This window comes from Paenibacillus wynnii (genome assembly GCF_030812855.1).
GTDB lineage: Bacteria > Bacillota > Bacilli > Paenibacillales > Paenibacillaceae > Paenibacillus_AQ > Paenibacillus_AQ wynnii_A.
In genome coordinates this window covers 217,797-243,863 of the sequence record NZ_JAUSTK010000003.1, presented here as the reverse complement: position 1 = coordinate 243,863, position 26,067 = coordinate 217,797, and the positions used below count along the sequence as shown (strand labels likewise).

Sequence of the window (26,067 nt, the reverse complement as noted above, 5' to 3'; positions counted from 1 at the left end):
TAAGTGTCCGGCCGGGCGAGAACACTTCTGGAAGGAGGCTGATTGAGATGATTTCAGTATACGAGGTGGTATCCGTCTAAGACGGATACCCGCTTAAACGGAGGAGGCCGAAAGGCCTCCTTATTTCATAAGACGTATGAGTTTCTAATGTAGACATCTGACCAAAGGGTTTAATATAATAAAATTACGGTTTTTACCAAAATATGAAGCTGAGAAAGGAGGCAGGTGACGTGGATATTGCAAACAATGCAGTAGACGGACATAAAGGGACACACCTGTTGAAGGAGGAAACGCAACGTGAGTTACGTAAACGGAAAGGATGTGCTTCCCCCTGGCCTGCTCGAAGAGCTTCAGGGTTACATCCAGGGTGAATTATTATACATCCCGAGAAAAACGGAGCAAAGAGTAAAATGGGGCGAAAACAGCGGCTCTCGTAAGGAAATTGCTAATCGCAATGAGGAAATTTTCTGCTCATACCGGAGTGGAAGCTCTTTACCGGAGCTACAACAGAAATATCATTTGTCGGAGGAAAGCCTCCGTAAAATTATCTCAAAAATGCGGTTGGCATTAAATCGCTAGCTTGCCTTTGAGAAAGAGCATGGCACCGTCCGTTGACGAGGCCATGCTCTTTTTAAATTTTCCCTGTATAATATATATTTGATATTCGTAAATACAGCAAGGAAGTGAAAACATGGATTTATTCTCTTTAGGGGAAGATATGGGCGGCGGCCGGCTGCTTGCGGATCGGATGCGCCCGGTCAATCTTGATGAATATATTGGTCAGGAACTTATTATAGGCCGCGGCAAGCTGCTTCGAAGAGCCATTGAGGCCGATCAGGTATCTTCTGTTCTTCTATATGGCCCTCCGGGCTGCGGCAAAACAACACTTGCTCATATTATCTCCCATCATACCAAGGCTGAGTTTGTCCGTCTCAATGCGGTGGAAGCCTCTGTTAAGGATGTAAGGGAAGTTATTGAGCGGGCTCAAACGAACAAATCTCTATACGGCTCCAAGACCATCTTATTTCTGGACGAGGTGCACCGTTTTAACAGCTCCCGTCAGGATGCTTTACTGCCAGCGGTAGAGAAAGGCACCATTATATTTATTGGGGCTACTACGGAGAATCCGTTCCACTACGTTAACGGGGCTCTTTTGAGTCGTTCCACGCTGTTTCAGCTGGAGTCGCTTACGAGTGAACACAGCTTGATTGCGATGAGGAGAGCGCTGACGGATAAGGATAAAGGGCTGGGTTTTATGGACCTGCGAGTGGATGAGGAAGCGTTGACGCATATAGCAACCATGGCTAACGGCGATATCCGCCGTGCGCTGAACGCGCTGGAGCTGGCTGCCCTCACAACAGCACCGTTGAATGATGGAAGTGTGCATATTACCCTGGAGGTAGCTGAAGAGTCGATTCGGCGGCCGATTGTTAAAGCGGATGAATCCACGCAGTATGATGTGTTGTCTGCTTTTCATAAAAGTATTCGTGGATCTAGTGATGCTGCGTTATTCTGGTTCTTGTATGCAGTTGAAAAGCTTGGGATGGATCCGATGACCTTCATCCGCCGATTAATCGCAGCCAGTAGTGAGGATATCGGCCTTGCCAATCCACAGGCTATGGTTCAGGCTGTAAGTGCGCTTGAAGCTTACCGGAATAACGGCTGGCCGGAGGCGAGGTTGAATATTGTGCAGGCTATTCTTTTTGCGGTGGAAAGTCCGAAGTCTAACGCTGTGGTCACGGCGATTTCCAGAGCTATGGCTAGTATCGATGAAATTAAATCGGCAGAGGTTCCGCTGCATTTACGAGATACGCATTACAAAGGAGCCAGTCTGTTAGGACATGCAGGATATCAATATCCGCATGATTTTCCCGGTCATTATGTGAAGCAGGATTATTTACCTAAAGCTATTTCCAGAAGAGTATTTTACCAAGCTACAGAACAGGGAAATGAAATCAAGATTCGTCATAATCAGGGGCTTCGTCGGGAGCTATAAATATCAAGGTTTCATCCGTGCAGAGACGGGTAATAGAATATATTTACAATTATAAAAAGCGGCCTATGGGCCGCTTTTTTTTATCGTGTATGTTAACTATAGTAACATTAGAACAAATATTTTTAAGTAAAAAGATTGATAATTTACCATAAGTTAATTAAAATGAACTACTAAGCAAGTCTATCACCCTTTCAAAAACCATATAAGGAATAATAAGGCTACTCTATGTGTGAGATATTATGACATTATACTAATTAACTTTATCGAAATTTGCTGAATCTTCATAGATTCACGCGGATTTTGAAATTCTGCTTCGGAAAGGATGATGAATTTTGAGAGAAGAGCTTTTGGAGATCAAGAATTTAAGCACTTCGTTTAGAATTGCTGATCATTATTATGCTGCAGTTGACGATGTTACGCTGACAGTTCGAAAAAATGAGATTTTAGCCATAGTGGGGGAGTCCGGATCAGGGAAAAGCGCACTTGCCTTTTCGGTTATGGGTTTGCACACCAGAGCCAAGATTGACGGACATATCTATTACAAGGGTCAGGATATAGTGGGTATGCCTTCTGCCGCATTAAATAAGCTGCGCGGGAATGAAATGTCGATGATTTTTCAAGACCCCTTATCCGCATTAAATCCATTAATGATTGTCGGTGCCCAGATTGAAGAAGCACTCATCCTGCATGATTCCAAGCTCACCAAGAAACAAAGGAAAGAGAAAGTCCTCGATTTGTTATCAAAGGTGGGCATTCCCCGTCCTGACCATACATATCAGCAGTACCCCCATGAATTGTCCGGCGGAATGAGGCAGCGGGTGGTTATAGCCATTTCTATTGCCAACGAACCCAAGCTGTTAATCGCGGATGAGCCGACTACAGCGCTTGATGTGACGATCCAATTGCAAATTCTTGAGCTGATCAAACACCTGAAGGACGATATCGAAGCAGGAATTATTTTAATTACACATGATTTAGGCGTGGTTAGCGAGATGGCTGACCGTGTTGCGGTGATGTATGCCGGCCAAATTGTTGAAATCGCAGATATATACACGCTAACTTCCCGTGCGAAGCACCCTTATACCCGGTCTTTATTAAACTCTATACCTACAGTCAAGGAGGAAAAGTCCAGATTGCATGTCATTCAGGGAATGGTTCCTTCTCTGCAAAATCTCCCTCGTGCGGGGTGCCGTTTCGCGGCTCGTATCCCTTGGATTGCACCCTCGGAGCATGAGGATGATCCGAAGCTGCATGAAGTAGCTCCAGGTCATTTCGTACGCTGCAGTTGCTACAAGAATTTTCACTTTCCTGAACGAACTGAGGAGGTACACACCCATGGGACTTCTTGAAGTTAGAGATCTAAAGGTTCATTTTCCGATACGAGGGGGGCTATTCCACAGTGATGTTGGTGAGGTCAAAGCGGTAGACAAGGTCAGCTTTACAATTGAGCCGGGGCAGACCTATGGGCTGGTAGGAGAATCGGGTTCCGGCAAAACGACAACGGGCCGAGCCATTATTGGGCTGAATTCTATTACTGCTGGCAGTGTTATTTTTGAAGGGCAGGATCTGGCGCTTAAAGGGGTAAGGAAACAAAGGAATGTCCGAAAGGATATTCAAATGATTTTTCAGGACCCGTACTCTTCCTTGAATCCCAAGAAGCGTGTGTTGGATATTATTGCTGAACCGCTGCGAAATTTTGAAAGGTTATCGCCTGGAGAGGAAAAACGCAGAGTGCAGGAGCTGCTCTCGCAGGTTGGCTTAAGCCCAGAGAACATATATAAATATCCACATGAATTCTCAGGAGGACAGCGGCAGCGGATCGGGATTGCCAGAGCTATTGCTCTAAAGCCCAAGCTTATCATTGCAGATGAACCTGTCTCCGCGTTGGATGTCTCGGTGCAGGCTCAGGTGCTGAATTTTATGCAGGATATTCAAAAGGACTTGAAGCTTACTTATCTTTTTATCAGCCATGATCTCGGCATTATCCGGCATATGTGTGATCACATTGGAATCATGTATAAAGGGCGGCATGTAGAGCAGGGGACAGCTAAGGATATTTTTAATAATCCACAGCATATTTATACCAAACGTCTTCTAGCAGCCATACCTGACATCGACCCCCTGCAGCGTGAAAAGCAGACGCAATTTCGAAAGTCTGTACGTATCGAGTATGAGCAAGCCTACCGGGATTATTTTGATGAAGAGGGATTGGCCTACTCCTTAAAAGCCATTTCTGACACTCATCTGGTGGCATTGCCTGAGAAAGGTTGAGCCTATGTGGAAGATAATTGTACGCCGAATTATGATTATGATCCCGCAAATATTTGTATTAAGTCTTCTGGTTTTTCTTATGGCCAAGGCAATGCCGGGGGATGCCCTAACAGGATTGCTCGATCCAAGCATTGATCCTGCGGCACTGGATGCTATGAGAGAAAAGCTTGGGTTAAATAATCCATGGTACATACAGTATTGGGATTGGATTAGCAATGCGATTCAAGGGGACTTCGGTCAATCCTTTCGCTTTAAAATGCCGGTAGCGGAGCTGATCGGTCAACGGCTGATGAATACGGTCTGGCTGTCTGCGGTCACGCTCATTCTTATTTATCTGATTGCCATTCCTCTGGGCATTACTAGCGGTCGGTTTAACGATACATGGTTAGACCGTTTGATTACAGGCTATACCTACCTTGGATTCGCCGCCCCGTTATTTATTTTCGCCCTATTAATGTTATGGGTGTTCGGATTCCATTTTCAGTGGTTCCCAACGGGCGGTAGCGTAACTCCAGGTGAGGTACCTGGAACGCTGAGCTACACGATGAGTAAATTTTTCCATTTGCTGCTGCCTGCCATATCCATTGCTCTAATCTCAACCGTGAGCACCGTTCAATATTTACGGAATGAAATTATTGATACGAAGCAAAAAGACTATATTCTAACCGCGCGGGCCAAAGGTGCATCGGAGTCGAGGGTGTATAATCGCCATATTTTGCGGAACTCCTTACTGCCGATTGCTGCCTTTTTTGGCTATGAAATCACCGGGTTGATTGGAGGCACTATCTTTGTTGAAAGTATTTTCAGTTACCCGGGAATGGGGACGTTGTTCCTAAGCTCCATAACCATTCGTGATTTCAGCGTAGTAACGGCACTCGTGCTTTTGTATGGGATTGCATCCATTCTTGGCGCCTTGCTGTCGGATATTATCTTAAGCATCGTTGATCCTCGGATCCGAATTAAATAATTTGTAGAAGCGGAACACATGGAGGTGATTGCAGTGGCAAAGCTAAGCGCAGAAGCAACTATGAGGCAGGGTACGGATAGAAGTCCCTCGAGCTGGAGAATTATCTGGCGGGAAATCGTGAGGGATAAGCTGGCTTTGATCTCGTTGATTTTTCTAGTCTTGTTAATAACAGGTGTCTACGGAATTTCCTTATTTCTGGATCAAAAGCAGATCGTATCCGTTGATTTATTTGCACTCTATGAGAAACCCTCGGCCAAGTTCTGGCTAGGCACAGATTATGGGGGTCGGGATGTCTTCGGGCAACTCATTATTGGAACAAGGAACTCCCTCAGTATAGGGATTATAGTTACTGTATTTACTGGAATCATTGGCATTTTAGTAGGGTTGGTATCCGGATATTTCGGTGGAACCATAGATAATATTTTTATGAGAATCTTGGATTTCTTTATGATTCTGCCCATGCTGATGATTGTTATCGCCTTCGTAACCGCAGTTCCTAAATACAATACGTTATCCTTCTCACTGATCATGACAGCCTTTCTATGGATGGGGATTGCGAGATTAATTCGCTCGAAAACCTTGCAGGAAAAGGAGCTTGATTACGTTCAAGCTTCCAAAACAGTGGGCTCCTCCAACCTCAAAATTATGTTCACTCAAGTGCTGCCAAATTTAAGCTCCATTATCATCGTAACGATGACTTTGAATTTGGCGGCCAACATCGGATTGGAGTCAGGGTTGTCCTTTCTCGGCTTTGGTTTTCCGGAGACTACACCCAGCCTAGGGACTCTAGTCAGCTATGCAAGGAATCCACAAACCCTGGAATTCAGATGGTGGATATGGTTACCCGCATCTTTGCTGATCTTGGTATTGATGTTGAGTATAAATAACGTTGGTCAAGCGCTAAAGCGTGCGACGGACGCAAGACAAAGAAAAGGATAAGGGAGGAAATGATTACATGAGTAAACCAATCCGTACAAAGTCTCTACTCTTTGCCTTAATGTTAGTGCTATTGATGTTGGTTGCTGCCTGCAGCTCCAACAACAATAACAAGGGAGCAGCTGACCCGACGGCGGCGCCTTCCGCAACGGAGGGGGCGGCAGAAGCAACTGCGGCACCTGAAGCAGAAGATGGCATTTATTCCATTGATGATTTCAATGCTGACAAAACAAACCAAGGTGAAGCTCTTAAAGGTGGCACAATAACCTTCGGGCTTGTTTCCGACACTCCTTTTGAAGGAACGCTGAACTGGAATTTTTACTCCGGAGAGCCTGATGCCAGAGTGATAGAGTGGTTTGATGAAGGCTTGTTAACCTGGGACGCAAACTATGTCTACACCAACGATGGTGCGGCCACTTATGAAGTAGCGGAGGACGGACGAACGTTCACCTTCACCATTCGCGACAATGTCAACTGGCAGGATGGAAAGCCGGTAACGGCTGAAGACTGGCTGTTTGCGCATGAAGTCATCGGAAATCCAGCCTATGACGGTCCGCGCTATGGCTCGGATTTCACCAATATAGAGGGTATGGATGCTTACCATGCGGGCAAGGCGAAGACTATTTCAGGAATTAAAGTGTTAAGTGATAAAAAACTGCAAATTACCTATGTCAAATCTACGCCTTCCTTATTAACAGGAAGCATTTGGATCTATCCTTTAGCCAAACATATCTTTGGTGGTATGGATGTGGCTAAAATTTCAGCTTCACCCGAAGTACGCCAAAAGCCGGTTGGCTTCGGACCTTATAAAGTCGAGAGCATCGTTCCTGGAGAATCGGTGGTTTACGTTCGAAATGATGATTACTGGCGCGGCGCACCTGTTCTGGATAAGGTTATTCTGAAGGTTATCAACCCAACGACCGTTGTTCAGGAACTGAAATCCGGCGGCGTAGATCTAGTGGATTCGTTCCCGGTAGATCAATATCCGGATAATGCTAAGATGTCGAATGTTGAATTTATTGGTACAACCGATATGGCCTACACTTATATAGGCTTTAAGCTGGGTAAGTGGGATGCGACTAAGAAGGTAGTGGCCTCGGATCCAAAGGCTAAAATGGCCGATGTAAATCTGCGTAAAGCCATGTGGGCTGCGGTTGATAATGATGCTGTCGGCAAAAAGTTCTATAACGGACTTCGCTGGAACGCAACAACGCTGATACCTCCATCCCATCCCGAATACCACGATAATGATAACCCCGGTGTTCCTTATGACCCGGAAGCGGCTAAGAAAATTCTGGATGATGCCGGATATAAGCTTAATGGTGAGTTCCGAACCAATCCTGACGGCAGTGAGCTGAAGATTAATTTCATCTCCATGACAGGTGGAGATATCGCAGAGCCGTTGGCCCAATATTATGTTCAATCCTGGAAGGCAATTGGTCTTAATGTGACCCTGGAAATGGTGGAATTTAATACTTTCTATGATCGGGTGGGTTCCAATGGCGAAGATGATCCAACCGTCGATGTGTACCAAGGCGCATGGGGAGTAGGTAACGATGTCGACCCTGCTGGCCTTTACGGGCATGATGCCATTTATAACTTCCCGCGTTATGCGAGTGAAGAAAATGACCGTTTGATCGCCGAGGGTGTTTCTGAGAAAGCTTTCGATGTAGCCACTCGTAAAGATATCTATAAACAATGGCAGAAGTTCATGGTTGAGGAGATCCCTGTATTCCCTACCCTTTACCGTGCCAAGGTTGTACCGGTCAATAACCGGGTTCTGAATTATACGATCGCGCAAGGAAGCGATATTTACTTGAATCAACTGGCTGTTTCTGCGGATAAAGCAGCTGTGGCTGAATAAAAGTGTATTTTCTACAGATATAGGATAGTAACTTGCGACCTCTTGCTCCGAATATGGAGCGGAGGTCTTTTTACTGATTTGTACCTAAGGAATTAGGTTAACTTTGTGATGTTTATAACATTTAAGCAGCGCTGAATCGTGTAAATTTTACCATAAAGAGGAAGGGAATTGGGAGGGGGGAAATCATTGAATCGATTTGTAAAACAATCATTCTCCTACTAGTGTTGTTTTGTTTGGGCGGATGTGGCAATGGGACACAAAGTAAAATTTTTGAGAATGAGGATAGGCTTAAAGAATCGGGGGATAGTTATTCGTTCTCAAACAAAGTCGGGGAAATTACCAGTGAGCAGGGACATGTAGAATTCTCAGGTTTTTCAGGTGTCTACACGGCTTGGTATTTGAGTAGCACATCTGATACAACGACCCAAATCATGATTAGCGGGAAGATTAAACGTGGGGATTTTAAGCTGATTCAGATCACGGCGGACCATCAGTTGATTACCCTATGGGAGGGTGAAGGGAACAAGGATATGTCCATAATAGTCCCAGAAGGGGAGGGGTCTATAAAATGGGTCGGTCGAAATGCAGCCGGCCATATAACGATGAAGTTGGTGCCACAAGTAGGGTTAGAAGCACAACCTCATGGTGATCTTTTTGATGAAAAGGAATAATATTGCTATCATCACTTCAAAAAAACAGCAAGCCTCCAATCATCTGGAGGCTTGCTGTTTTATTTATTGCGGCAAAGGAACGACCTTCTCCGCACTTTCAATCGTTCCACCACCGAGACATTGTTCTCCTTGGTAGAATACGACCGCTTGTCCAGGTGTAATCGCCTTTTGCGGAACGTCGAAGGTTACATGAACATTCCCATTTGAGCCTGCCGTTAAGGTTACGCCTTGATCAGGCTGACGATAACGGAACTTAGCAGTGCAGCGCAGGGGAGCGGATTCCAGATCGACACCGTTAATCCAGTTCATACCGGACGCTTCCAGGCTTGTGGAGTACAAGCTGTGATGCTTATCTCCCTGAACTACATACAGGATATTCCGGCTTAAATCTTTATCTGCAACGAACCAAGGTTCGCCTGTCCCCGAACCGCCAATACCAAGACCCTGACGTTGTCCCAAAGTGTAATACATCAAACCTTCGTGGCGGCCTTTAGTTTCCCCTGTAGCGATATCAACCATATCACCGGATTGGGCAGGCAAATATTGGCTTAGAAATTCACGGAAGTTGCGTTCTCCGATAAAACAGACGCCTGTGCTATCTTTTTTCTTAGCGGTAAAAAGTCCTGCTTCTTCTGCAATTCTCCGTACTTCCGGCTTAGGAAGGTGGCCGATGGGGAACATGGCCTTGGAGAGCTGATATTGATTCAGTGCATTCAGGAAGTAGGTTTGATCCTTATTGTTGTCCACACCACGCAGAAGCTTGAAAACACCATCTTCTTCTATTACACGCGCATAATGCCCTGTAGCCACATAATCAGCACCAAGCTGAAGAGCGCGATTCAGGAATTCGCCAAATTTAATCTCACGGTTGCACATGACATCAGGATTCGGTGTTCGGCCGGCCTTATATTCATCGAGGAAATAGGAAAATACTTTATCGAAGTATTCCTTCTCGAAATTAACGGTATAGTAAGGAATATCAATCTGTTCACAAACACGTCGTACATCTTCCGCATCGGTTTCAGCTGTGCAAACGCCAAATTCGTCGGTGTCGTCCCAGTTCTTCATGAAGATACCAATAACGTCATAGCCCTGCTGCTTAAGCAAAAGCGCTGTGACAGAGGAATCGACTCCTCCGGACATGCCGACGACGACACGCGTATTTTCTATTGCTTTTGTCATCGTAATCACCATTTCTATAAGAAAATATAAAGCTTTTTAAATACAGAATGCTCGGTACAAAATGTATTATAACATACCCGTGTGCTGTAAACCGCCTGTCCAAAGGATAAAAGTGATGCTAAAATAGTCAAAATTTCAAATTTGTCCACCCGGGAAGCACATTCTTGCGAAAAAGTTACGTTTTGTTATCCAATTGTAAGTACAAATATGGTAACATAAACTAAGAGTGAACATCGGAATACGGAGATATTAAAACCTGTAATACTAACTGATTCTTACACCATAAATCCAGCAATTTAATTGAAAGAGGTGCCCCTTTGAAAATATCTACAAAAGGACGTTACGGGTTGACCATTATGATGGAGCTTGCCATTAAATACGGTGAAGGTCCTACATCCCTCAAGAGCATCGCCGAGAAGAACGGATTGTCCGAGCATTATCTGGAGCAGTTGATTGCCCCCTTGAGAAATGCCGGTCTTGTAAAGAGTATTCGCGGAGCTTATGGCGGCTATATTTTATCCCGTGAAGTCGGAACAATCACCGCGGGTGATATTATCCGTGTGTTGGAGGGACCTATTTCTCCCGTAGACTTTACAGAGGAAGATGATCCGGCCAAACGCGACCTATGGATTCGTATTCGTGACAGTATTGCGGATGTACTTGACTCCACCACCCTGTCGGATCTAATTAATTATAAAGAAGAAAGTCATGTGGATAACTACATGTTCTATATTTAGATAGTGTTGGGCCTAGGCTCATCGACTATTCATTTAAAGTTTATCTTCCCGAATACCCTGCCTTATGGGAGGGCACTGAAAAAGTCCTCTTAACAGCAAAAGGTATAGTCCCTCAAGATTTTTTTAAGGAGACTGTACCTTTTTTCTCTGTATAATTAGGTTATAAACCTAAGTAGGTGAGCCCAATGTTTCGAAAACAACAATCCATGCAGCTTAGTCCATATACAGAACTTTATAACTTAATCATTCCCAAGGATAATATGTTGCGGCAAATCAATGAGTTGGTCGACTTCTCATTTGTCTACGAAGAGCTGAAGGCGAGGCGCGCTACTGTCTAGATAACGGTCGAAATGCGATCGATCCAATTCGCATGTTCAAGTACCTGCTCTTGAAAGCGATCTTTGAACTATCCGACATAGATATTGTCGAGCGCTCTCGGTACGATATGTCGTTCAAGTATTTTCTTGATATGGCGCCGGAAGTTGCGGTAATTGACGCTAGCTCATTAACGAAGTTCCGAAAACTGCGGCTTAAAGACATGAATCTCCTCGACATGCTTATTGGCAAAACAGTCGAAATTTCGCTGGAAAAGGGCATTATCACAAGCAAAGCTATAATTGTGGATGCGACCCATACGAAAGCGCGCTACAACCAGAAATCCCCTCGTGAAATCTTGCTGGATCGTTCCCGGAAACTGAGAAAAGCGGTCTACATGGCGGATGAGTCCCTGAAAGCCAAGTTACCAGCAAAAAACACAAGCGATGTGCTCGAGAACGAAATCGCCTACTGTCAAAAACTCATCGCCATACTCGAAACAGAAGGCGGGATCTGCGCGCTTCCCAAGATAAAAGAACCATTAAACCTACTGAAAGAAACGGTAGAAGATGACCTGGAACAGCTGCGTATCTCGGAAGACCAGGATGCAAGGGTAGGTCACAAGAGTGTGGATTCCTCGTTCTTTGGATACAAAACCCACATTGCCATGACCGAGGAACGGATTATAACTGCGGCGATTATCACTACAGGCGAGAAGAATGACGGGAAGTAACTACAGACGTTGATTGAGAAAAGCAAGGTAGCCGGGATGGAAGTTAACACAGTGATCGGGGATACGGCTTACTCGGAGAAAGAGAACATTGCGTATACCCAAAATAACGAAATTGAACTTGTCGCCAAACTCAACCCCCTTATTACACAAGGTGCTCGTAAGAAAGAGGATGAGTTTCAGTTTAATAAAGACGCGGGTATGTATGTGTGCAAGGCGGGCCATATGGCGGTCCGGAAAGCGCGTCAAGGCAAGAAGGGCACTGGTAAAAACCAAACAAACACCTACCACTTCGATGTGGAGAAATGCAAGCGATGTCCTTTGCAAGAGAGATGTTATAAAGAGGGGTCAAAAAGCAAAACGTACTCGGTGAGCATAAAATCCGCTGAGCACACTGAGCAAATGGCGTTTGAAGAAACTGAGTACTTCAAAGAGCGAGCAAAGGAACGCTACAAGATTGAAGCCAAGAACAGTGAACTCAAACATAGACACGGGTATGATGTAGCCACATCCTCGGGTCTAATGGGCATGGAACTCCAAGTCGCAATGGCCATATTCGCGGTTAATCTAAAGCAAATATTGAAAATGATCGGTTAAGAAATATGGAACAAACAAGGTATAGCCATGCAAAAAAATACGACGCTTACCCAAATGACAGGGTAGGTATCGTATTTTTTTAAGCTTACGATTTAGAAATCCTCAAATCCGTAAGTTCTTCAGTGGCCTCCCTTATGGCGGGGTGTTTTTTTGTGTGGAGCTGAGGGAATGCTGCGTTAGATGGGGGATTTGTGGTTCCGGCTGGACAAATAGTAGTATTTTGTAAATCTATTCTTGGGTGCGAGGTGTTACAGAGAAGGAATGTTACGGTGATGCGGAAAGTTATAGAGATGATGGATGATACATCTATTTGGTGCTGCCTCTTCTTGAAGTTAGGAAATTAAAGGGAATTTTTCCTACTAATTCGAGAAATAAGCACCTATTGAGTTATTTAGAGGGAAAATTTCCCACTAAATTTAAGTTGTAGCCTCAAAAAACCTCGAAATGGGTGGATTTCTTGTATTTATAGGGAATAATTCCCTCTAAATGTTGATTATAAGATTTTATTTATGATTTAGAGGGAAACTCTCCCTCTAAACTTCATTCGCCGCGATATTAGACTCTAACCAGCAAGCTGGAACTGGACAAACTTGGACATATCGGTTACTGGAGCGTAATCCACCTGAAGTTTATCGTTACATGAGTACAGAAAACTTAAGATCTTCACTAACTGGTCTTATTACTCATTTTACCATTGCATAACGAACATCCGTTTGGGTATAATACAAACAAATGTTCTTACTTTGGGAGGTTACTGGTAATGAAGATGCATGTGGGTCAAATGGTCGAGATTGTTTATGTAGACAAAGTTGGGAAGATCACGCAGCGTAAAATCGAAATAAAAAGCATGCGGGATGGCATGCTTCGGGCAACCTGTCTGTCGAGTGGTTCTCCGCGTGTTTTCCGGATCGATAATATTCTCGCTTGGCAGCCAACTAAAGTGAAACATGCGGGATGAAACTCTGACTACATTCTAATTATTACAGTTCTTCTAAATAAATAACAGAGCACTAAAGTGTTGATACTGATTAAAGGGTATGATATAAAGGAGACCGAACGATTTTCTTATATTTTAAAGAAGTCTAGAAGCGGAGACCTAACCATGAAACCTATCTATTTGGACCATGCCGCCTCCACTCCGGTGCATCCCGAGGTGGCTGGTATTATGTTGAAAATAATGACAGAGCAATTCGGAAATGCATCCAGTGTGCATTCCTTTGGCCGTGCAGCTAAAAAGATTATAAACGGGGCGAGAGATGTTATCGCTTCCTCTTTGGGTTGTTCCCCGGAAGAGTGGGTATTCACCAGCGGGGGCACAGAAAGCGATAACTTGGCAATATTTGGTGCGGTAGCATCCTCTTCTGAGAAGGGAAAACATATCATTACCACGAAAATAGAACATCATGCTGTTTTACATACCTTTGAGATGCTAGAAAAGGAAGGCTTTAGTGTGTCTTACCTTCCGGTTGATTCTACTGGATTAGTTAGTGTTGATGATGTTAGGACTGCTCTGAGATCGGATACGGTACTAATTAGTGTAATGTTTGTCAATAATGAAGTCGGAACGGTGCAGCCCATTGCTGAGATTGGTGAGCTGGCGGCAAGTAAAGAAGTTTTGTTCCATGTAGATGCTGTACAGGCATTAGGCTTGCTGCCGATTTCCCTTCGTGATATTCCAGTAGATTATATGAGCTTCAGCGCACATAAAATCAATGGGCCTCAAGGCATCGGTGGTCTGTATGTAAGAAGAGGGGCACCCATTCATCCAAGGCAGCATGGAGGTCTTCAGGAGCGCGGACGCCGAGCGGGTACGGAGAATCTAGCCGGTGCCGCAGGTTTTGCCAAAGCGGTGGAACTGGCTGTACAAGAGTTGGAACAGAAACAGGCGGATTCGCTAGCATTGCGGAAAAAGCTGCTCGGGGAACTGGATATTCGTATCGGGAATGAAAGCTATACAATCAACGGAAACTCCAATCATTTCCTACCGAATATAATAAACTTAAGCTTCCCTGAAGTAAGAACGGATGTCATGCTCATGAATTTGGATATGGAGAAGATTTCCGCAGCCAGCGGATCAGCATGCACCTCCGGATCGTTGGAAATATCCCATGTATTGAAAGCTATGGGTCTCTCATCAAATCTTTTGAATTCTGCGATTCGATTTAGCACGGGTTTGGGTAATACTAGTGAACAAATGGAATACGTTGCCCAAAAAGTTGAAACTATTTTGAAGAGGCTACGTAACAGAGACTAAGGTATTTTCCTTTGCGAGGGGACTAACCGATATGAAACTTCAGGATATGATAGGACTAGCTGTATTTGAGGTAGAAGAAGGTCAAGAAATTGGCACAATTGTCGACTGTATTGTCGATTCAAACTTGAATATTACGGGTATTGAACTTGAAAGTAAATCTTTCTTCACTAGTCATGTGAAAGTTGTAGCATGGAAAGACATCGTTGCCTACGGTGAAGATGCTGTCATGATTGCCAGTAAAGAGTCCATTGACAAGGCTGATTCAGACAACATACCCCATACTTTTCTTCTGGGGAAGAATAAATTGAAGGATTTGCAGGTAGTAACTACTGCCGGAGCGATCATTGGAAAAATATCCGATGTTTATTTTGACCAAAAGATGGGAAATACAATAGTAGCGCTGGAAATCAGTGATGGATTAGTGACTGATTTAATCGAAGGCCGCAAATGGCTGCCTTGTTCTGAAGATATGTCCATTGGGGAGAATGCATTATTGGTTCCGGCAATGAGCGAAGAACGGCTACAAAAAGCCATTAATATTGTTAACGGATAGGTGGAATGTTTTATATGAAGTGTCCAAACTGCAACTCCAAAGATATCGGAAAGATCGGCTCCCACCAGTTCTATTGCTGGGGCTGTTTCATCGAATTGACGGTAAACGGCGAGAAAATGTCGGTTTATCAAGTTGAAGAAGACGGCACACTCAGTTCTCTCGACGATTTGTTCTCCGGAGAGGAATACGTACAGGAATTTCCTCATATCCACGCGTCATCTTAATCTTTAGTAAACTATTAAGAAGTGTGGGTACATACAATAAACGTCTGATGCCTTACTGTTGTTATAACAGTGAGGTATTAGGCGTTTTTTTGTGATGATGGTTATTTTGCAGCAGCCTTACATATACTTATTTAGGAAAGCCAGTCCAGTTTTAGCCGCAGGAGGGAACGGAATGGAGCAATGGTCCCAAAGTAAGTGGCTTCGCCCAATGATCGGAGTACTCTTAACTTTGATTATCTTATACTTTGTTTGGCAGCTTCGTCCGATGCTGCAGTATATCTTTTTATTTTTGAAAGCCATTCTGGCGCCTTTTTTGGCCGCTATGATTATCTCTTATGTGCTTAATCCTGTTGTCAGTATGCTGGCCGCCCGCAAAATGCCGCGAAGTATTGCAGTGCTTTTAATTTACGCTGTTTTTTTAACCACGTTAGCGGTAATAGCCATCAACCTTATTCCAATGTTTATCACTCAGCTTGAGGAGTTGAATGAACACTTACCTGAAATGACACTGCATGCCCAAAGTCTGATGCGCAATATGAATACCCGTTTAATTCCCCCAGGTGTGGAAATGGGGATGAACAACTGGTTTTTTCAACTTGAAAACCGTCTTGCAACAGGGATATCCCATTTTCTTGATAATATCGGATCCACCATAAATTTGCTGTTTAACGCGTTTATCGTCCCGTTTTTGGTGTTTTACATCTTGAAGGATTTTGATGTATTCGAACGAACCGTAGTGTCGTGTCTGCCACGTTCCCGGCGTAAATCCATTGTTACAATGTTAAAAGATATAGACGAGGCACTGGGGAACTACATCCGCGGACAGTTTCTGGTTTGTATAATTATCGGGGTGCTTGCTTATATCGGCTATGCGTTAATTGGTATGCCATATGCCCTGCTTTTTGCCTGCGTGGTGGCTTTATTCGATATTGTGCCTTATCTGGGCCCTTTTCTGGGGGCGGCCCCTGCAATAGTAATGGCGTCGACCATTTCCTTTCGTTTGGTTCTGCTGGTTGCGGTTGTGAATACCTTGTGCCAAATGCTTGAGAGCAATGTTATCTCCCCGCAGGTCGTGGGCCGGACTCTCCATCTGCATCCTTTACTCATTATATTTGCGCTGCTTGTGGGTGGAGAAGTGGCTGGCATAGTAGGTCTAATTCTGGCGGTACCGTTATTTGCAGCAGGTAAAGTGGTTCTTCAGCACTTTATAGCTTATTATATGAAAAGAAAACATGTCTAGGGAACATTCACATTGACTGGGGCTGCAGCTTTTGTATATAATATTGTGGAATATTACGATTAGCATCGTGAATATATTTATCGTTGATGAGGAGCATTAATTTCGAAATCGTCAATACAGAGAGCCGGCGCTGGGTGCGAGCCGGTTGACGGAGCGGAATGAACTCACCTCGGAGTAACGGCGCAAATGTTGCAGAATCCGTCAATAGCGGACACCTGCTGGTTGAACGCCGTCGCCTCACCCCCGTTAAAGGGTGCAAAGTGAGTGGCAGAACAAAGCATGTTCAGCCGCTAACTAGGGTGGTACCACGGGAATTTAAACCTCTCGTCCCTAGCGTTTACGCTAGGGATGGGAGGTTTTTTTGAAATATAAGAAAGTATAAGTTTCACTTCATACTTGTTCCTTATATTTTTACGTTTCATGATATTTAACTAGGGTAGCAAACTTAACAGCAACACTCCAAGGAGGAGCCTATGATGAGCGACAATAAAGCAAGTGTAACTGCCGGACCTGGATACCGGGCACAGAACCTGGAGCCGAAATGGCAGCAGTTTTGGGAAGAGAACAAAACCTTTAAAACAGGTGAAGACCCGGGGAAACCGAAATTTTATGCGTTGGATATGTTTCCATACCCTTCAGGTGCCGGGCTCCACGTAGGCCATCCAGAAGGTTATACGGCTACTGACATTGTTTCCCGCTACAAGCGGATGAGAGGCTATAATGTACTTCACCCCATGGGTTGGGACGCATTTGGATTGCCTGCCGAGCAGCATGCTTTGGATACAGGTCAGCATCCGCGTGAAATTACATTTAAGAACATCGACAATTTCCGTCGGCAGATCAAATCGCTTGGTTTCTCTTATGATTGGGACCGCGAGATCAGCACTACTGACCCGGCGTACTATAAATGGACACAGTGGATTTTTATACAGCTCTATAATCGCGGTTTGGCTTATGTAGCAGAGGTTCCTGTAAACTGGTGTGAGGCGCTCGGAACCGTGCTAGCCAATGAAGAGGTTATTGATGGAAAAAGTGAACGCGGTGGTCATCCGGTTGTCCGTAAACCGATGCGTCAGTGGATTCTGAGAATTACGGAGTATGCAGAACGTTTGCTGGATGACCTGGAGGAACTGGATTGGTCCGAGAGCATCAAGGATATGCAGCGCAACTGGATTGGCAAATCAGTAGGAGCGGAAGTTACCTTTGCTATTGAAGGTTACGAAGCGAATCTGACAGTGTTCACGACTCGTCCGGACACATTGTTCGGAGCCAGCTATTGTGTGTTGGCCCCTGAGCATGAGCTGGTAGAAGTCATTACAACAGAAAGCCAGCGTACAGCTGTGGCAGAATACAAGGAGAAAGCTTCTCATAAGAGTGATCTGGAGCGTACTGACCTTGCTAAGGATAAGACAGGAGTATTTACTGGCGCTTATGCGATCAATCCGGTGAATGGCGCTAAGGTACAGATCTGGATCGCGGATTATGTTCTGGCCGGATACGGAACGGGAGCAATCATGGCTGTTCCAGGTCATGACACGCGGGACTGGGAGTTTGCGAAGCAGTTCGGTCTGGAAATCCTGGAGGTTGTGCAAGGCGGGAACATCGTGGAAGAGGCCTACGCAGGAGATGGACCGCACGTTAATTCCGACTTCCTGAATGGACTGGAAAATGCAGAAGCCATTGCAAAGATGATCTCTTGGCTGGAGGGAAAAGGAAGCGGCAAAGGCAAAGTGACCTACCGCCTCCGTGACTGGTTATTCAGCCGTCAGCGTTATTGGGGTGAGCCTATTCCAATTCTGCATCTGGAAGATGGATCAATGAAGACAGTGCCGGAAGACCAGCTTCCATTGCTGCTGCCGGACGTAGATCAGATCAGACCTTCTGGTACTGGTGAATCTCCATTAGCAAATGTAACGGATTGGGTAGAAACCGTGGATACAGAAACGGGAATGAAAGCACGTCGTGAGACCAATACAATGCCGCAATGGGCAGGCAGCTGCTGGTATTACCTGCGCTTCATAGATCCGCTTAATGATCGTGAGCTATGTGCGCCAGACAAGCAAAAGGAATGGCTACCCGTAGATCTGTACATCGGTGGAGCTGAACATGCTGTACTTCACTTGCTCTATGCCCGGTTCTGGCACAAAGTACTGTATGATATTGGAGTTGTACAGACTAAGGAGCCTTTCTACAAACTGGTCAATCAAGGTATGATTCTCGGAACGAATAACGAGAAAATGAGTAAATCCCGCGGGAATGTCATCAACCCGGATGAAATCGTAAACGAATATGGTGCGGATACACTCCGTCTGTATGAAATGTTTATGGGACCGCTGGAAGCCACCAAGCCATGGAATGAAAAAGGAACGGAAGGGATTCACCGCTTCCTGTCCCGTGTATGGCGTCTGTTCGTGAATGAGGATGGCAGTCTTAATGCCAAGATTACAGACAATGGCGGCAGTGACGAATTCAAACGGACATGGCATAAAACGCTTAAAAAAGTAACAGAGGACTTCGAAAGCCTACGTTTCAATACAGCGATCAGCCAATTGATGATTTTCACGAATGATGCCTACAAACAGGATACACTCCCGCGTGAAGCGATGGAGAATTTCGTGCAAATGTTATCTCCGCTGGCACCGCATCTTTCAGAAGAATTGTGGCAGTTGCTTGGACATGAAGGGGGCATCAGCTATGTAGCCTGGCCTTCTTACGATGAGTCATGGACAGTGGATGCAGAAGTTGAAATCGTCGTGCAGGTGAACGGCAAAATTATCCAGCGTGCCTCGATACCACAAGGTATGGGTCAAGAGGAAATGCAGGCCCATGCATTGGCACTTCCGAATGTAAGTGCAGCTGTAGAAGGCAAAACTGTACGCAAAATTATTGCAGTTCCCGGTAAGCTTGTAAATATCGTAGTGGGTTAAGCGAAGAACGCATGATTGCCCGCAGCAACGGATTATTCCGTGCTGCGGGCTTTTGTTTTCCTGGGAACAGAAGGTAATCCCGGATTAACGGTCCACTGGACTTTGGACAATACCGTCCCTTCCGAACAACATATCTAGCTTAAAGACATCCTCGTCATATTTGTCATGCGTAGTGGTGATTAGACGTTCAAAGACACCTTCCAGACTACAACGGAGATGACTCAACGCTTCAGCTGTGATGCCGCCGGGAACGGCTACACGTTCCTGAAGCATTTGCGGGGTGAAGTCACCCTTGGTCAGAAGTTTTCCAGTGCCTAACATCATTTCACCCGCCAGCGTACTAATCAGTGATTCATTGATGCCTGTCGCTTCGACTGCAGCTTCTATCCATCGTTCAATGAAATAGCTCAGGAATGCAGGTCCACAGCTGGAGAAGTCTGAGGCAATTCGGGTATGATTTTCGCTAATTTCGACCGGAACGCTGATAAATGACAATAGCTGAATCAGCATAAGCTTATCTTTTTTACTCAGTCGTTCTCCGAATACACAAAGAGAGGAGCCTCCTTTCATACGATGGGTAATGCTAGGGATGACTTTGGCAATCTTGGATGGCAGAACAGACTCCAGGTGATACAGCTGAACAGGACTCGTAATAGATACTACTATTTGATCTTTATGCAGAAGAGGGCCTATTTCATCGGTTATCGCTTTAAATTCCATAGGTTTGATACATAAGAAAACAATATCACTCAGGGTCGCAGTTTCACTGTTGCTACCACATATCAACATTCCCGGATGGCGTTCCGCAAGCTGAACCAATCTGTGCGGGCTCCGATTGCTGGCAAGTACTTCCTGAGGCTGCAATGCCCCGGAAGAAAGAAAGGCGTCAATCAGCAGGCTGCCCATACTGCCCGTTCCGATAAATCCCACCTTCATCCTGTGGTTCCCTCCTTCCATACTTATCCTTTTGGCATGAATTCTCTTCGTTAAATGTATGCGGCATAGACTTGGACACATGTCAGGTTAATGCGGTAAAAGTTATGAAAGAAAATAGGGTATCTCATAATAAGGAGGAATATGCGGTGAATATAAGAACTATAAGCATCGGTATTGCAGCGGCACTGCTTGGCACCGGACTATTATGGTATAGCGGAAACGGACAAAACAAGGGTATCGCCGGATGGGAAACGCTGAATTCAAGTATTGAACGAACCCTTGCTGAAGATAAGTCCAGCGGGACCCAGAACAAAGCCACAATTGCGGTAGAACCTATACAGAACCTTGATGAGGCCAACACAGACATGAAGGCTGCTGATTCTTCAAAAGAGGGGGAAGTTGTGGCCCCGGCATCTGAGGGTAAGGTAAATGTAAATACAGCAGAACAAAACGGGTTAATGGAGCTGCCGGGCATTGGAGCCAAGAAAGCGCAAGCCATCCTTGAATACCGCCAAAGCCACGGACCCTTTAAGGGAATGTCCGATCTGGGAAAGGTGAAAGGAATTGGACCTAAAATGCTGGAAAAGCTGAAACCCATGGTTTCGTTTTAAAGGGGATATGATACAATAGTTAACAACTTATTCTCGAAAAGATGGAGATTGAACAATGACGCAAGCCAACCGTAAAAATTGGGATACTTATTTCATGGATATTGCCTGCATGGTCTCAACCCGATCACGTTGTACCCGTCGTCATGTCGGGGCTGTGCTGGTTCAGGGCAAAAAGCTGCTGGGTACTGCCTACAACGGAGCTCCCATGGGGGTGCCGGATTGTTCAGAGGCCGGATGTATGGTTTCAGAGCAATATGAAATGGAACTGGTAGACGGTACTGAGACAATGGTGAAGAAACAACGCTGCATACGTACGATTCATGCCGAACAGAATCTGTTGTTGTTTACAGACCGCAGTGACAGGGAAGGAAGTACTGTGTATGTAACGGACGAGCCCTGCTGGACCTGCGCGAATATGCTGGCTAACAGCGGTGTCGTAGAAATCGTATATTACCGTCCGTATCGTAAGGATATGGAGAAGGTTCGGTCGATGATGGCATCTCAAGGAATTGTTTTTCGTCAATTGGAGAGCTACGAACCGCCGCAGGAAACTATGATCACAATTAAAGATTAGTTAGATCCGGAGGAGGAACCTCTGTTAACGCAGTTCGCTGCGAAGACAGGGGTTCTTTTTGCATTATTGAGGAGGATTGTTTTGAAAAGAAGACCACTTATGAGCTTCACTGTATGCTGGGTAGCCGGAAACGCCGTTGCTTGCGGAGTATCAGGCAGTTCTCTGTTAGTGGCGTGGGCTGGTGGGTTACTACTACTGGGTGCCTGGGCGATCTTGGGGGGATTGAGCTGGAAATACATAGCTGTCTTAGGGTTAGCTTTTATATTGGCTGGTGTGTACTGGGAGTGGACTGAGAGACATAATGTGACTGCTCTCCCGGCATCTTTAGTATTGGAATCAGTGGAGCGTGCCGAGGAAATTCCAGTCCAAGCTGAGGGATCTATTATTTCAACGGTTGAACGGGACGGTGACCGAGTGGATTTTACAATAAGAATTATAAGCATGTCCAGCCCTCCGTTTCCAACACCACCAACAAATGGAGCGTGGGTGAAGGTGAAGGGAGAAAAGGTGATTGTCCAGGTCAAGCTGGAAGCTGAACCTGAGATTATGGTGGCGGCAAAGTGGCGCAGAGGGGATCAAGTGGTTTTAAGCGGTTTACTGGTGCAGCCCTCGGCGGCTAGGAATTTTGGAGGCTTCGATTATCAGGCTTATTTGCTGGCGAAGGAAATTCATTGGATTCTAAAAGTTAATGGGACCCAACAAGTGGACGCTGTACAACCTACCTCCTGGAGCTTAACGACCCTTTTACGCTGGAATGATGGATTAAGAGCTGCCCTAAGTGAGGAAATGGATCGATTATATGAAAAGCGCAACGCCGGCTATATGAAGGGCCTTGTCATCGGAATCCAGCAGGATTTAGACCCGGAGACATTCAGGCAATTCTCTCAACTGGGATTAACTCATATTTTGGTGATCTCAGGTATGCACGTAGCGGTCTTTGTAGCCGTCCTTTTATTTATACTGATGCGGTTTCTACGTCTGACTAAGGAAACGGCTCAAACCCTTGTTCTGCTTCTGGTGCCGGTGTACGTGCTTTTATCTGGAGCGGGTCCCTCAGTCATCCGTGCTGGAATTATGGTCATGATTACGTTGTTGGCGGCCCGTGCAGGAGTGTTAAAAGATGGTTTGAATATTCTAAGTGCGTCTGCACTTTTGATGCTGGTCTGGAATCCGTACTTTTTACTTAGTGTCAGCTTTCAGCTATCCTTTCTGGTGACGCTGGGATTAATGACTTATGTGCCTCTAGCCAGCTCCCTACTGACAGGATTGCCCCGTTGGTTAGGAGGTGCTATAGCAGTTACTTTGATTGCCCAATTGGTCTCCTTCCCGTTAACGATTTATTACTTCAATCAATTTTCATTGCTTTCGATTGCGGCTAATTTCTTGCTGGTTCCACTCATCACTTTTGTCGTCCTGCCGTTAGGTGTGGCTGTTCTACTTCTTGGAAGGCTTTGGGGAGGGGCAGCCAACCTATTGGCCACTGTTGCGGAGTGGATTAACAACCTTACTTTTAATGCGGTGGAATGGATGAACGGCTGGTCAGTCGGGGTGACGATTTGGCAATCCCCTTCGCTATATTGGATCGGTGCGTATTACTTATTATTATATGGTTTGCTGTATGCATGTAAAAAACTACTCGAAAACCGCTATACACATTTGCCGTTGTATATGGAGGATGAGACGAGGCCGCTTGCGGGGCTTCATCCCCATCTGCTGTCAGACGGAGGAAGAACCAGACTGCCTAACTTTGACACTTCTTTCCCTTACCCCAATTTGCTTCCTTTACTTTGGAGTCCGGGTTCAGTATCCCTGCTGATATTGTGTTTCGCATTACTGATCTATAGAGGCTACCAGCCCGAGAACTATTCCGGTAACGGAGCGATAAGCTACTTTGATGTAGGGCAGGGCGACAGTATTCTCATTACAACCCCGGGAGGTTCTAATATTCTTGTAGATGGCGGGGGAACGATCAGCTTTGGTGAAAAAGAAGAATGGCGTATCCGCCGCAGTCCATTCGAGGTAGGTGCTAAAGTGCTGCTGCCCTTACTTAAAAAGCGCGGTATTCACCGTCTGGATGCGATCATTCTGACACATGGGGATCAGGACCACGCAGGAGGCCTGCAGGCTGTGCTGGAGGGAATCCCCGTCTCCGCGTTACTGTTCAATGGAACGATTGCAGAGGGTGAACCTTACATAAAGCTGATGAGGACAGCCTTGGATCGTAATGTACAGCTGTACGGGATTCATCAGGGAATGAAGGTCTCGCCGGATAGGAACACAGAGCTTTCCTTTTTGTGGCCGGAGTTGGAAGAGGGAGGCAAGCCGGGTGTTCTTCCCGTGTTGGAGGAGCAAAACCATGATTCTGTTGTATTCAGGCTGAGTATGAATGGCAGCCATTTTTTGTTCACGGGGGATATGGATAAAGAAGCGGAAGAAATGATTATAGAGAGGGATTCCAACAATTCAGCATCCTCACAACAGCATGTTGACGTTTTAAAGGCGGCACACCACGGAAGCAAAAGCTCCAACAGTGACGGTTGGTTAAAATATTGGAACCCGTCAACTGTGGTTATATCTGCTGGAGTCAATAATCTATATGGGCACCCTAGCGGCGAGGTTTTGGATCGGTTAGCTGCAAACAAGATACCTATATTACGTACGGATCAGCAGGGCGAGATTCAGATGGAAGTACATAAGGGAATTATTCGAGTACGGCATAAGGTGAATTAGGAGTCCTCTAGTCACTAAAGCAAAGATCTTTGTAATTATTTTTACAATTAGGGAACTTTTTACTCCTTCGAAAGTCTTATTAAGCAAGAGGTGAGATAACCATTGCAAAGGGATAACTTGCAGTTTGCCACGGCGTACGCACCGGAGATGACCTTGCGGGATTTGATGGAGGATTATGGAACAGATGTGTGGAATTATGCTTTTTTTCTGACGCGAAGCCGTGAGCAGGCCAATGATATCAGTCAGGAAGTGTTTCTGAAGGCGTTCAGAAATATCAGCAAGTATCGAGGACAATCTTCGGTGAAGACGTGGTTGCTGACAATCACAAGGAATACAGCCTTTAGTTGGAGTAAAAATAGCTTTTGGCGCAGATTTACAGCTCTTGGTAATCATCAGGGAACTATAAATCATTTCTCTGCCGAAAAGGAAGCGCTGGGAAAGCAGTATGCAAACCGGATCTGGGAGATCATCATGGAGCTGCCAGATCGTAACAGAGAAGTTCTGGTGTTGGATATTCAGTATGGGTTATCTATATCTGAAATGTCAGATTTGCTGAAGGTGGTTCCGGGAACGGTAAAATCCCGTTTAGCCCGGGCAAGAGACAAGGTACGAATGGCGTTAGAAAAGGAGGAGAAGGAATGAAGGGGCGATCCGAGGATAAGGAGCATGTAATGGTCGGTCACACAGACTGGTATAGACAGGCAGGCCGCAGACCTTTACGTGAGGAGGGTTTCACGCCTGAACTTATGCAGAGGATTGAAGCAGCGTCTGTCAGCCCTCATAAAGGAAACGCCAGATTTTCTAGAGGAAAAAGGCCTGTCTTCCTTCTCTTAGCGTCTGCTTTTGTGATTTGTATTCTAATTTGGCAGGCGGGCGGAATAAACGGTCTTCAAACCTTGATTCCAAAAGGACACCCTCTTCAAAAAGCTGCTGCTAGACCATCCTCAGAACCTACAGTTGAACCGCAGGTATATTCACCACCCGTTGGTTCCGCCGAATTTGAGTTTAGTGGTAAAAAATATTATATGCCGTTGCCTCTGGATCGGGATAAAAGAATCGCTTACGCGGTAGAAACCTCTCAGGGAATCCTGTGGTCACCGGCACCACATGGTGTGAATTACAATAAGTATTTATTTTTTCATCCGACGGAGCCTCGTGTCCTATATTTAAGCAGTAAAGAGAATTCAGAGCTATCCGCTACCTCCGCAACTAAAGTTTATAGTTACCCGCTTTTTGCCAGCGACGAGAATACCTATAATTATGTATCTGGAGTGTTTGGTGTTGGAGATTATGCGATTGTAATGAGCTATTCAAAAACTGTAGGAACTAAAGCCTCCTCAAAACAGATACTCTCGGTCGTGGATGTCAGAAAGGTAGTGCCAGGTGGAACCGTTGTTCCGAGGGAGTTATTTACTCTTGATGACCCAGCGTTAAATGTATACAGGTCTTTGACTGCTATTGATAAGCAACATGGGGAATTTATCATGCTCTTTAGTGTTGCTGACGGAGAAGGTGGGTATGGTTATAAGGCTGTTGTGTATGATTTTGATTCGGGACAAAAACATGAGCTAAACGCGCAATTTCAAATTCAGGAATCTACGGTTACTTATGAAACTGATGGAGAGAAACGGAATATAGAAATTTTTATAAAGACGGGGGAACAGTGGTATTTGGACTGGATGAATGAAGAACAGAACAGTAGATAATTTACTAAAAAAAAGCTATACTTTTTGATAAAGTGTTTTTCTTTAG

22 protein-coding genes, 1 pseudogene and 1 other annotated feature are annotated in these 26,067 nt (G+C 45.2%); of the genes and pseudogenes, 21 read left to right on the top strand and 2 right to left on the bottom strand.

The features are described from left to right. Nucleotides 1–297 precede the first annotated feature (297 nt). The 8 genes from J2T20_RS05075 (at nucleotide 298) to J2T20_RS05040 (ending at nucleotide 8,705) form a co-directional block, all read left to right on the top strand. Nucleotides 298–579 carry a CD3324 family protein gene (locus tag J2T20_RS05075; protein WP_307586190.1) on the top strand — a complete coding sequence of 94 codons (282 nt, stop codon included), beginning with the start codon at nucleotides 298–300 and terminating at the stop codon, nucleotides 577–579. A 112-nt stretch (nucleotides 580–691) separates the two neighbouring features. Further along, a complete protein-coding gene (locus J2T20_RS05070; RefSeq protein WP_307586188.1) occupies nucleotides 692–1,996 on the top strand; it encodes a replication-associated recombination protein A in 1,305 nt (434 codons plus the stop codon). Between the two features lie 332 nt (nucleotides 1,997–2,328). Then, a complete protein-coding gene (locus J2T20_RS05065; RefSeq protein WP_307586187.1) occupies nucleotides 2,329–3,345 on the top strand; it encodes an ABC transporter ATP-binding protein in 1,017 nt (338 codons plus the stop codon). Continuing rightward, nucleotides 3,332–4,267 (top strand): ABC transporter ATP-binding protein, encoded by a 936-nt coding sequence (locus tag J2T20_RS05060; RefSeq protein WP_307586185.1) that lies wholly within the window; start codon nucleotides 3,332–3,334, stop codon nucleotides 4,265–4,267. Before J2T20_RS05065 ends, J2T20_RS05060 begins: the two co-directional genes overlap by 14 nt. 4 nt (nucleotides 4,268–4,271) lie before the next feature. Continuing rightward, the gene (gene opp4B, locus J2T20_RS05055) at nucleotides 4,272–5,234 is read left to right on the top strand and encodes an oligopeptide ABC transporter permease (protein WP_307586183.1); all 963 of its coding nucleotides are present in this window, start codon (nucleotides 4,272–4,274) and stop codon (nucleotides 5,232–5,234) included. Between the two features lie 60 nt (nucleotides 5,235–5,294). Then, nucleotides 5,295–6,173, top strand: a complete 879-nt coding sequence (locus tag J2T20_RS05050; protein ID WP_307586281.1) for an ABC transporter permease — start codon at nucleotides 5,295–5,297, stop codon at nucleotides 6,171–6,173. Between the two features lie 16 nt (nucleotides 6,174–6,189). After that, a complete protein-coding gene (locus J2T20_RS05045) occupies nucleotides 6,190–8,034 on the top strand; it encodes an oligopeptide ABC transporter substrate-binding protein (RefSeq protein WP_307586181.1) in 1,845 nt (614 codons plus the stop codon). Between the two features lie 233 nt (nucleotides 8,035–8,267). Further along, on the top strand, nucleotides 8,268–8,705 hold the full coding sequence (locus J2T20_RS05040) for a hypothetical protein (RefSeq protein ID WP_307586179.1): 438 nt from the start codon (nucleotides 8,268–8,270) through the stop codon (nucleotides 8,703–8,705). A gap of 63 nt (nucleotides 8,706–8,768) precedes the next feature. Here the strand turns inward: J2T20_RS05040 and mnmA are convergent, their stop codons facing one another. Beyond that, nucleotides 8,769–9,887, bottom strand: coding sequence for a tRNA 2-thiouridine(34) synthase MnmA (gene mnmA, locus J2T20_RS05035; RefSeq protein WP_307586177.1), 1,119 nt, complete (start codon nucleotides 9,885–9,887; stop codon nucleotides 8,769–8,771). Nucleotides 9,888–10,204: 317 nt separating this feature from the next. Here mnmA and cymR point away from each other — a divergent pair, with 317 nt between their 5' ends. The 8 genes and pseudogenes from cymR (at nucleotide 10,205) to leuS (ending at nucleotide 19,464) form a co-directional block, all read left to right on the top strand. Further along, the gene (gene cymR, locus J2T20_RS05030; protein WP_307586175.1) at nucleotides 10,205–10,624 is read left to right on the top strand and encodes a cysteine metabolism transcriptional regulator CymR; all 420 of its coding nucleotides are present in this window, start codon (nucleotides 10,205–10,207) and stop codon (nucleotides 10,622–10,624) included. A gap of 185 nt (nucleotides 10,625–10,809) precedes the next feature. After that, nucleotides 10,810–12,266: pseudogene (locus J2T20_RS05025) on the top strand (IS1182 family transposase). 760 nt (nucleotides 12,267–13,026) lie between these two features. Continuing rightward, nucleotides 13,027–13,224, top strand: coding sequence for a hypothetical protein (locus J2T20_RS05020; protein WP_307586173.1), 198 nt, complete (start codon nucleotides 13,027–13,029; stop codon nucleotides 13,222–13,224). A gap of 144 nt (nucleotides 13,225–13,368) precedes the next feature. After that, on the top strand, nucleotides 13,369–14,520 hold the full coding sequence (locus J2T20_RS05015) for a cysteine desulfurase family protein (protein ID WP_307586171.1): 1,152 nt from the start codon (nucleotides 13,369–13,371) through the stop codon (nucleotides 14,518–14,520). Between the two features lie 31 nt (nucleotides 14,521–14,551). Then, entirely contained in the window at nucleotides 14,552–15,073 is a 522-nt protein-coding gene (locus J2T20_RS05010; RefSeq protein ID WP_307586169.1) for a PRC-barrel domain-containing protein, read from the top strand. A gap of 14 nt (nucleotides 15,074–15,087) precedes the next feature. Next, nucleotides 15,088–15,297 (top strand): hypothetical protein, encoded by a 210-nt coding sequence (locus tag J2T20_RS05005; RefSeq protein ID WP_307586167.1) that lies wholly within the window; start codon nucleotides 15,088–15,090, stop codon nucleotides 15,295–15,297. A 172-nt stretch (nucleotides 15,298–15,469) separates the two neighbouring features. Next, nucleotides 15,470–16,537, top strand: coding sequence for an AI-2E family transporter (locus tag J2T20_RS05000; protein WP_307586165.1), 1,068 nt, complete (start codon nucleotides 15,470–15,472; stop codon nucleotides 16,535–16,537). Between the two features lie 74 nt (nucleotides 16,538–16,611). Continuing rightward, nucleotides 16,612–16,872: a binding site (T-box leader), on the top strand. A gap of 141 nt (nucleotides 16,873–17,013) precedes the next feature. After that, complete coding sequence (gene leuS / locus J2T20_RS04995) at nucleotides 17,014–19,464, top strand: leucine--tRNA ligase (RefSeq protein ID WP_307586279.1); 2,451 nt, start codon at nucleotides 17,014–17,016, stop codon at nucleotides 19,462–19,464. 84 nt (nucleotides 19,465–19,548) lie between these two features. Here the strand turns inward: leuS and comER are convergent, their stop codons facing one another. Beyond that, nucleotides 19,549–20,400 (bottom strand): late competence protein ComER, encoded by an 852-nt coding sequence (gene comER, locus J2T20_RS04990; RefSeq protein WP_307586164.1) that lies wholly within the window; start codon nucleotides 20,398–20,400, stop codon nucleotides 19,549–19,551. A 146-nt stretch (nucleotides 20,401–20,546) separates the two neighbouring features. Here comER and J2T20_RS04985 point away from each other — a divergent pair, with 146 nt between their 5' ends. From J2T20_RS04985 to J2T20_RS04965, 5 genes are all read left to right on the top strand, one after another. Continuing rightward, a complete protein-coding gene (locus J2T20_RS04985; RefSeq protein ID WP_307586162.1) occupies nucleotides 20,547–21,011 on the top strand; it encodes a ComEA family DNA-binding protein in 465 nt (154 codons plus the stop codon). A 55-nt stretch (nucleotides 21,012–21,066) separates the two neighbouring features. Continuing rightward, entirely contained in the window at nucleotides 21,067–21,585 is a 519-nt protein-coding gene (locus tag J2T20_RS04980) for a deoxycytidylate deaminase (RefSeq protein ID WP_307586161.1), read from the top strand. An 81-nt stretch (nucleotides 21,586–21,666) separates the two neighbouring features. Continuing rightward, a complete protein-coding gene (locus J2T20_RS04975) occupies nucleotides 21,667–24,315 on the top strand; it encodes a ComEC/Rec2 family competence protein (RefSeq protein ID WP_307586159.1) in 2,649 nt (882 codons plus the stop codon). Between the two features lie 102 nt (nucleotides 24,316–24,417). Beyond that, nucleotides 24,418–24,957 (top strand): RNA polymerase sigma factor, encoded by a 540-nt coding sequence (locus J2T20_RS04970; RefSeq protein WP_307586157.1) that lies wholly within the window; start codon nucleotides 24,418–24,420, stop codon nucleotides 24,955–24,957. After that, nucleotides 24,954–26,021, top strand: coding sequence for a hypothetical protein (locus tag J2T20_RS04965; RefSeq protein ID WP_307586155.1), 1,068 nt, complete (start codon nucleotides 24,954–24,956; stop codon nucleotides 26,019–26,021). Before J2T20_RS04970 ends, J2T20_RS04965 begins: the two co-directional genes overlap by 4 nt. Nucleotides 26,022–26,067 lie beyond the last annotated feature (46 nt).

Coding starts and splice junctions, on each gene's coding strand:
- J2T20_RS05070 (WP_307586188.1), top strand. CDS start 692: ATGGATTTATTCTCTTTAGGGGAAGATATGGGCGGCGGCCGGCTGCTT.
- J2T20_RS05060 (WP_307586185.1), top strand. CDS start 3,332: ATGGGACTTCTTGAAGTTAGAGATCTAAAGGTTCATTTTCCGATACGA.
- opp4B (WP_307586183.1), top strand. CDS start 4,272: ATGTGGAAGATAATTGTACGCCGAATTATGATTATGATCCCGCAAATA.
- J2T20_RS05050 (WP_307586281.1), top strand. CDS start 5,295: ATGAGGCAGGGTACGGATAGAAGTCCCTCGAGCTGGAGAATTATCTGG.
- J2T20_RS05045 (WP_307586181.1), top strand. CDS start 6,190: ATGAGTAAACCAATCCGTACAAAGTCTCTACTCTTTGCCTTAATGTTA.
- mnmA (WP_307586177.1), bottom strand. CDS start 9,887: ATGACAAAAGCAATAGAAAATACGCGTGTCGTCGTCGGCATGTCCGGA.
- J2T20_RS05020 (WP_307586173.1), top strand. CDS start 13,027: ATGAAGATGCATGTGGGTCAAATGGTCGAGATTGTTTATGTAGACAAA.
- J2T20_RS05015 (WP_307586171.1), top strand. CDS start 13,369: ATGAAACCTATCTATTTGGACCATGCCGCCTCCACTCCGGTGCATCCC.
- J2T20_RS05010 (WP_307586169.1), top strand. CDS start 14,552: ATGAAACTTCAGGATATGATAGGACTAGCTGTATTTGAGGTAGAAGAA.
- J2T20_RS05005 (WP_307586167.1), top strand. CDS start 15,088: ATGAAGTGTCCAAACTGCAACTCCAAAGATATCGGAAAGATCGGCTCC.
- J2T20_RS05000 (WP_307586165.1), top strand. CDS start 15,470: ATGGAGCAATGGTCCCAAAGTAAGTGGCTTCGCCCAATGATCGGAGTA.
- leuS (WP_307586279.1), top strand. CDS start 17,014: ATGAGCGACAATAAAGCAAGTGTAACTGCCGGACCTGGATACCGGGCA.
- comER (WP_307586164.1), bottom strand. CDS start 20,400: ATGAAGGTGGGATTTATCGGAACGGGCAGTATGGGCAGCCTGCTGATT.
- J2T20_RS04980 (WP_307586161.1), top strand. CDS start 21,067: ATGACGCAAGCCAACCGTAAAAATTGGGATACTTATTTCATGGATATT.
- J2T20_RS04965 (WP_307586155.1), top strand. CDS start 24,954: ATGAAGGGGCGATCCGAGGATAAGGAGCATGTAATGGTCGGTCACACA.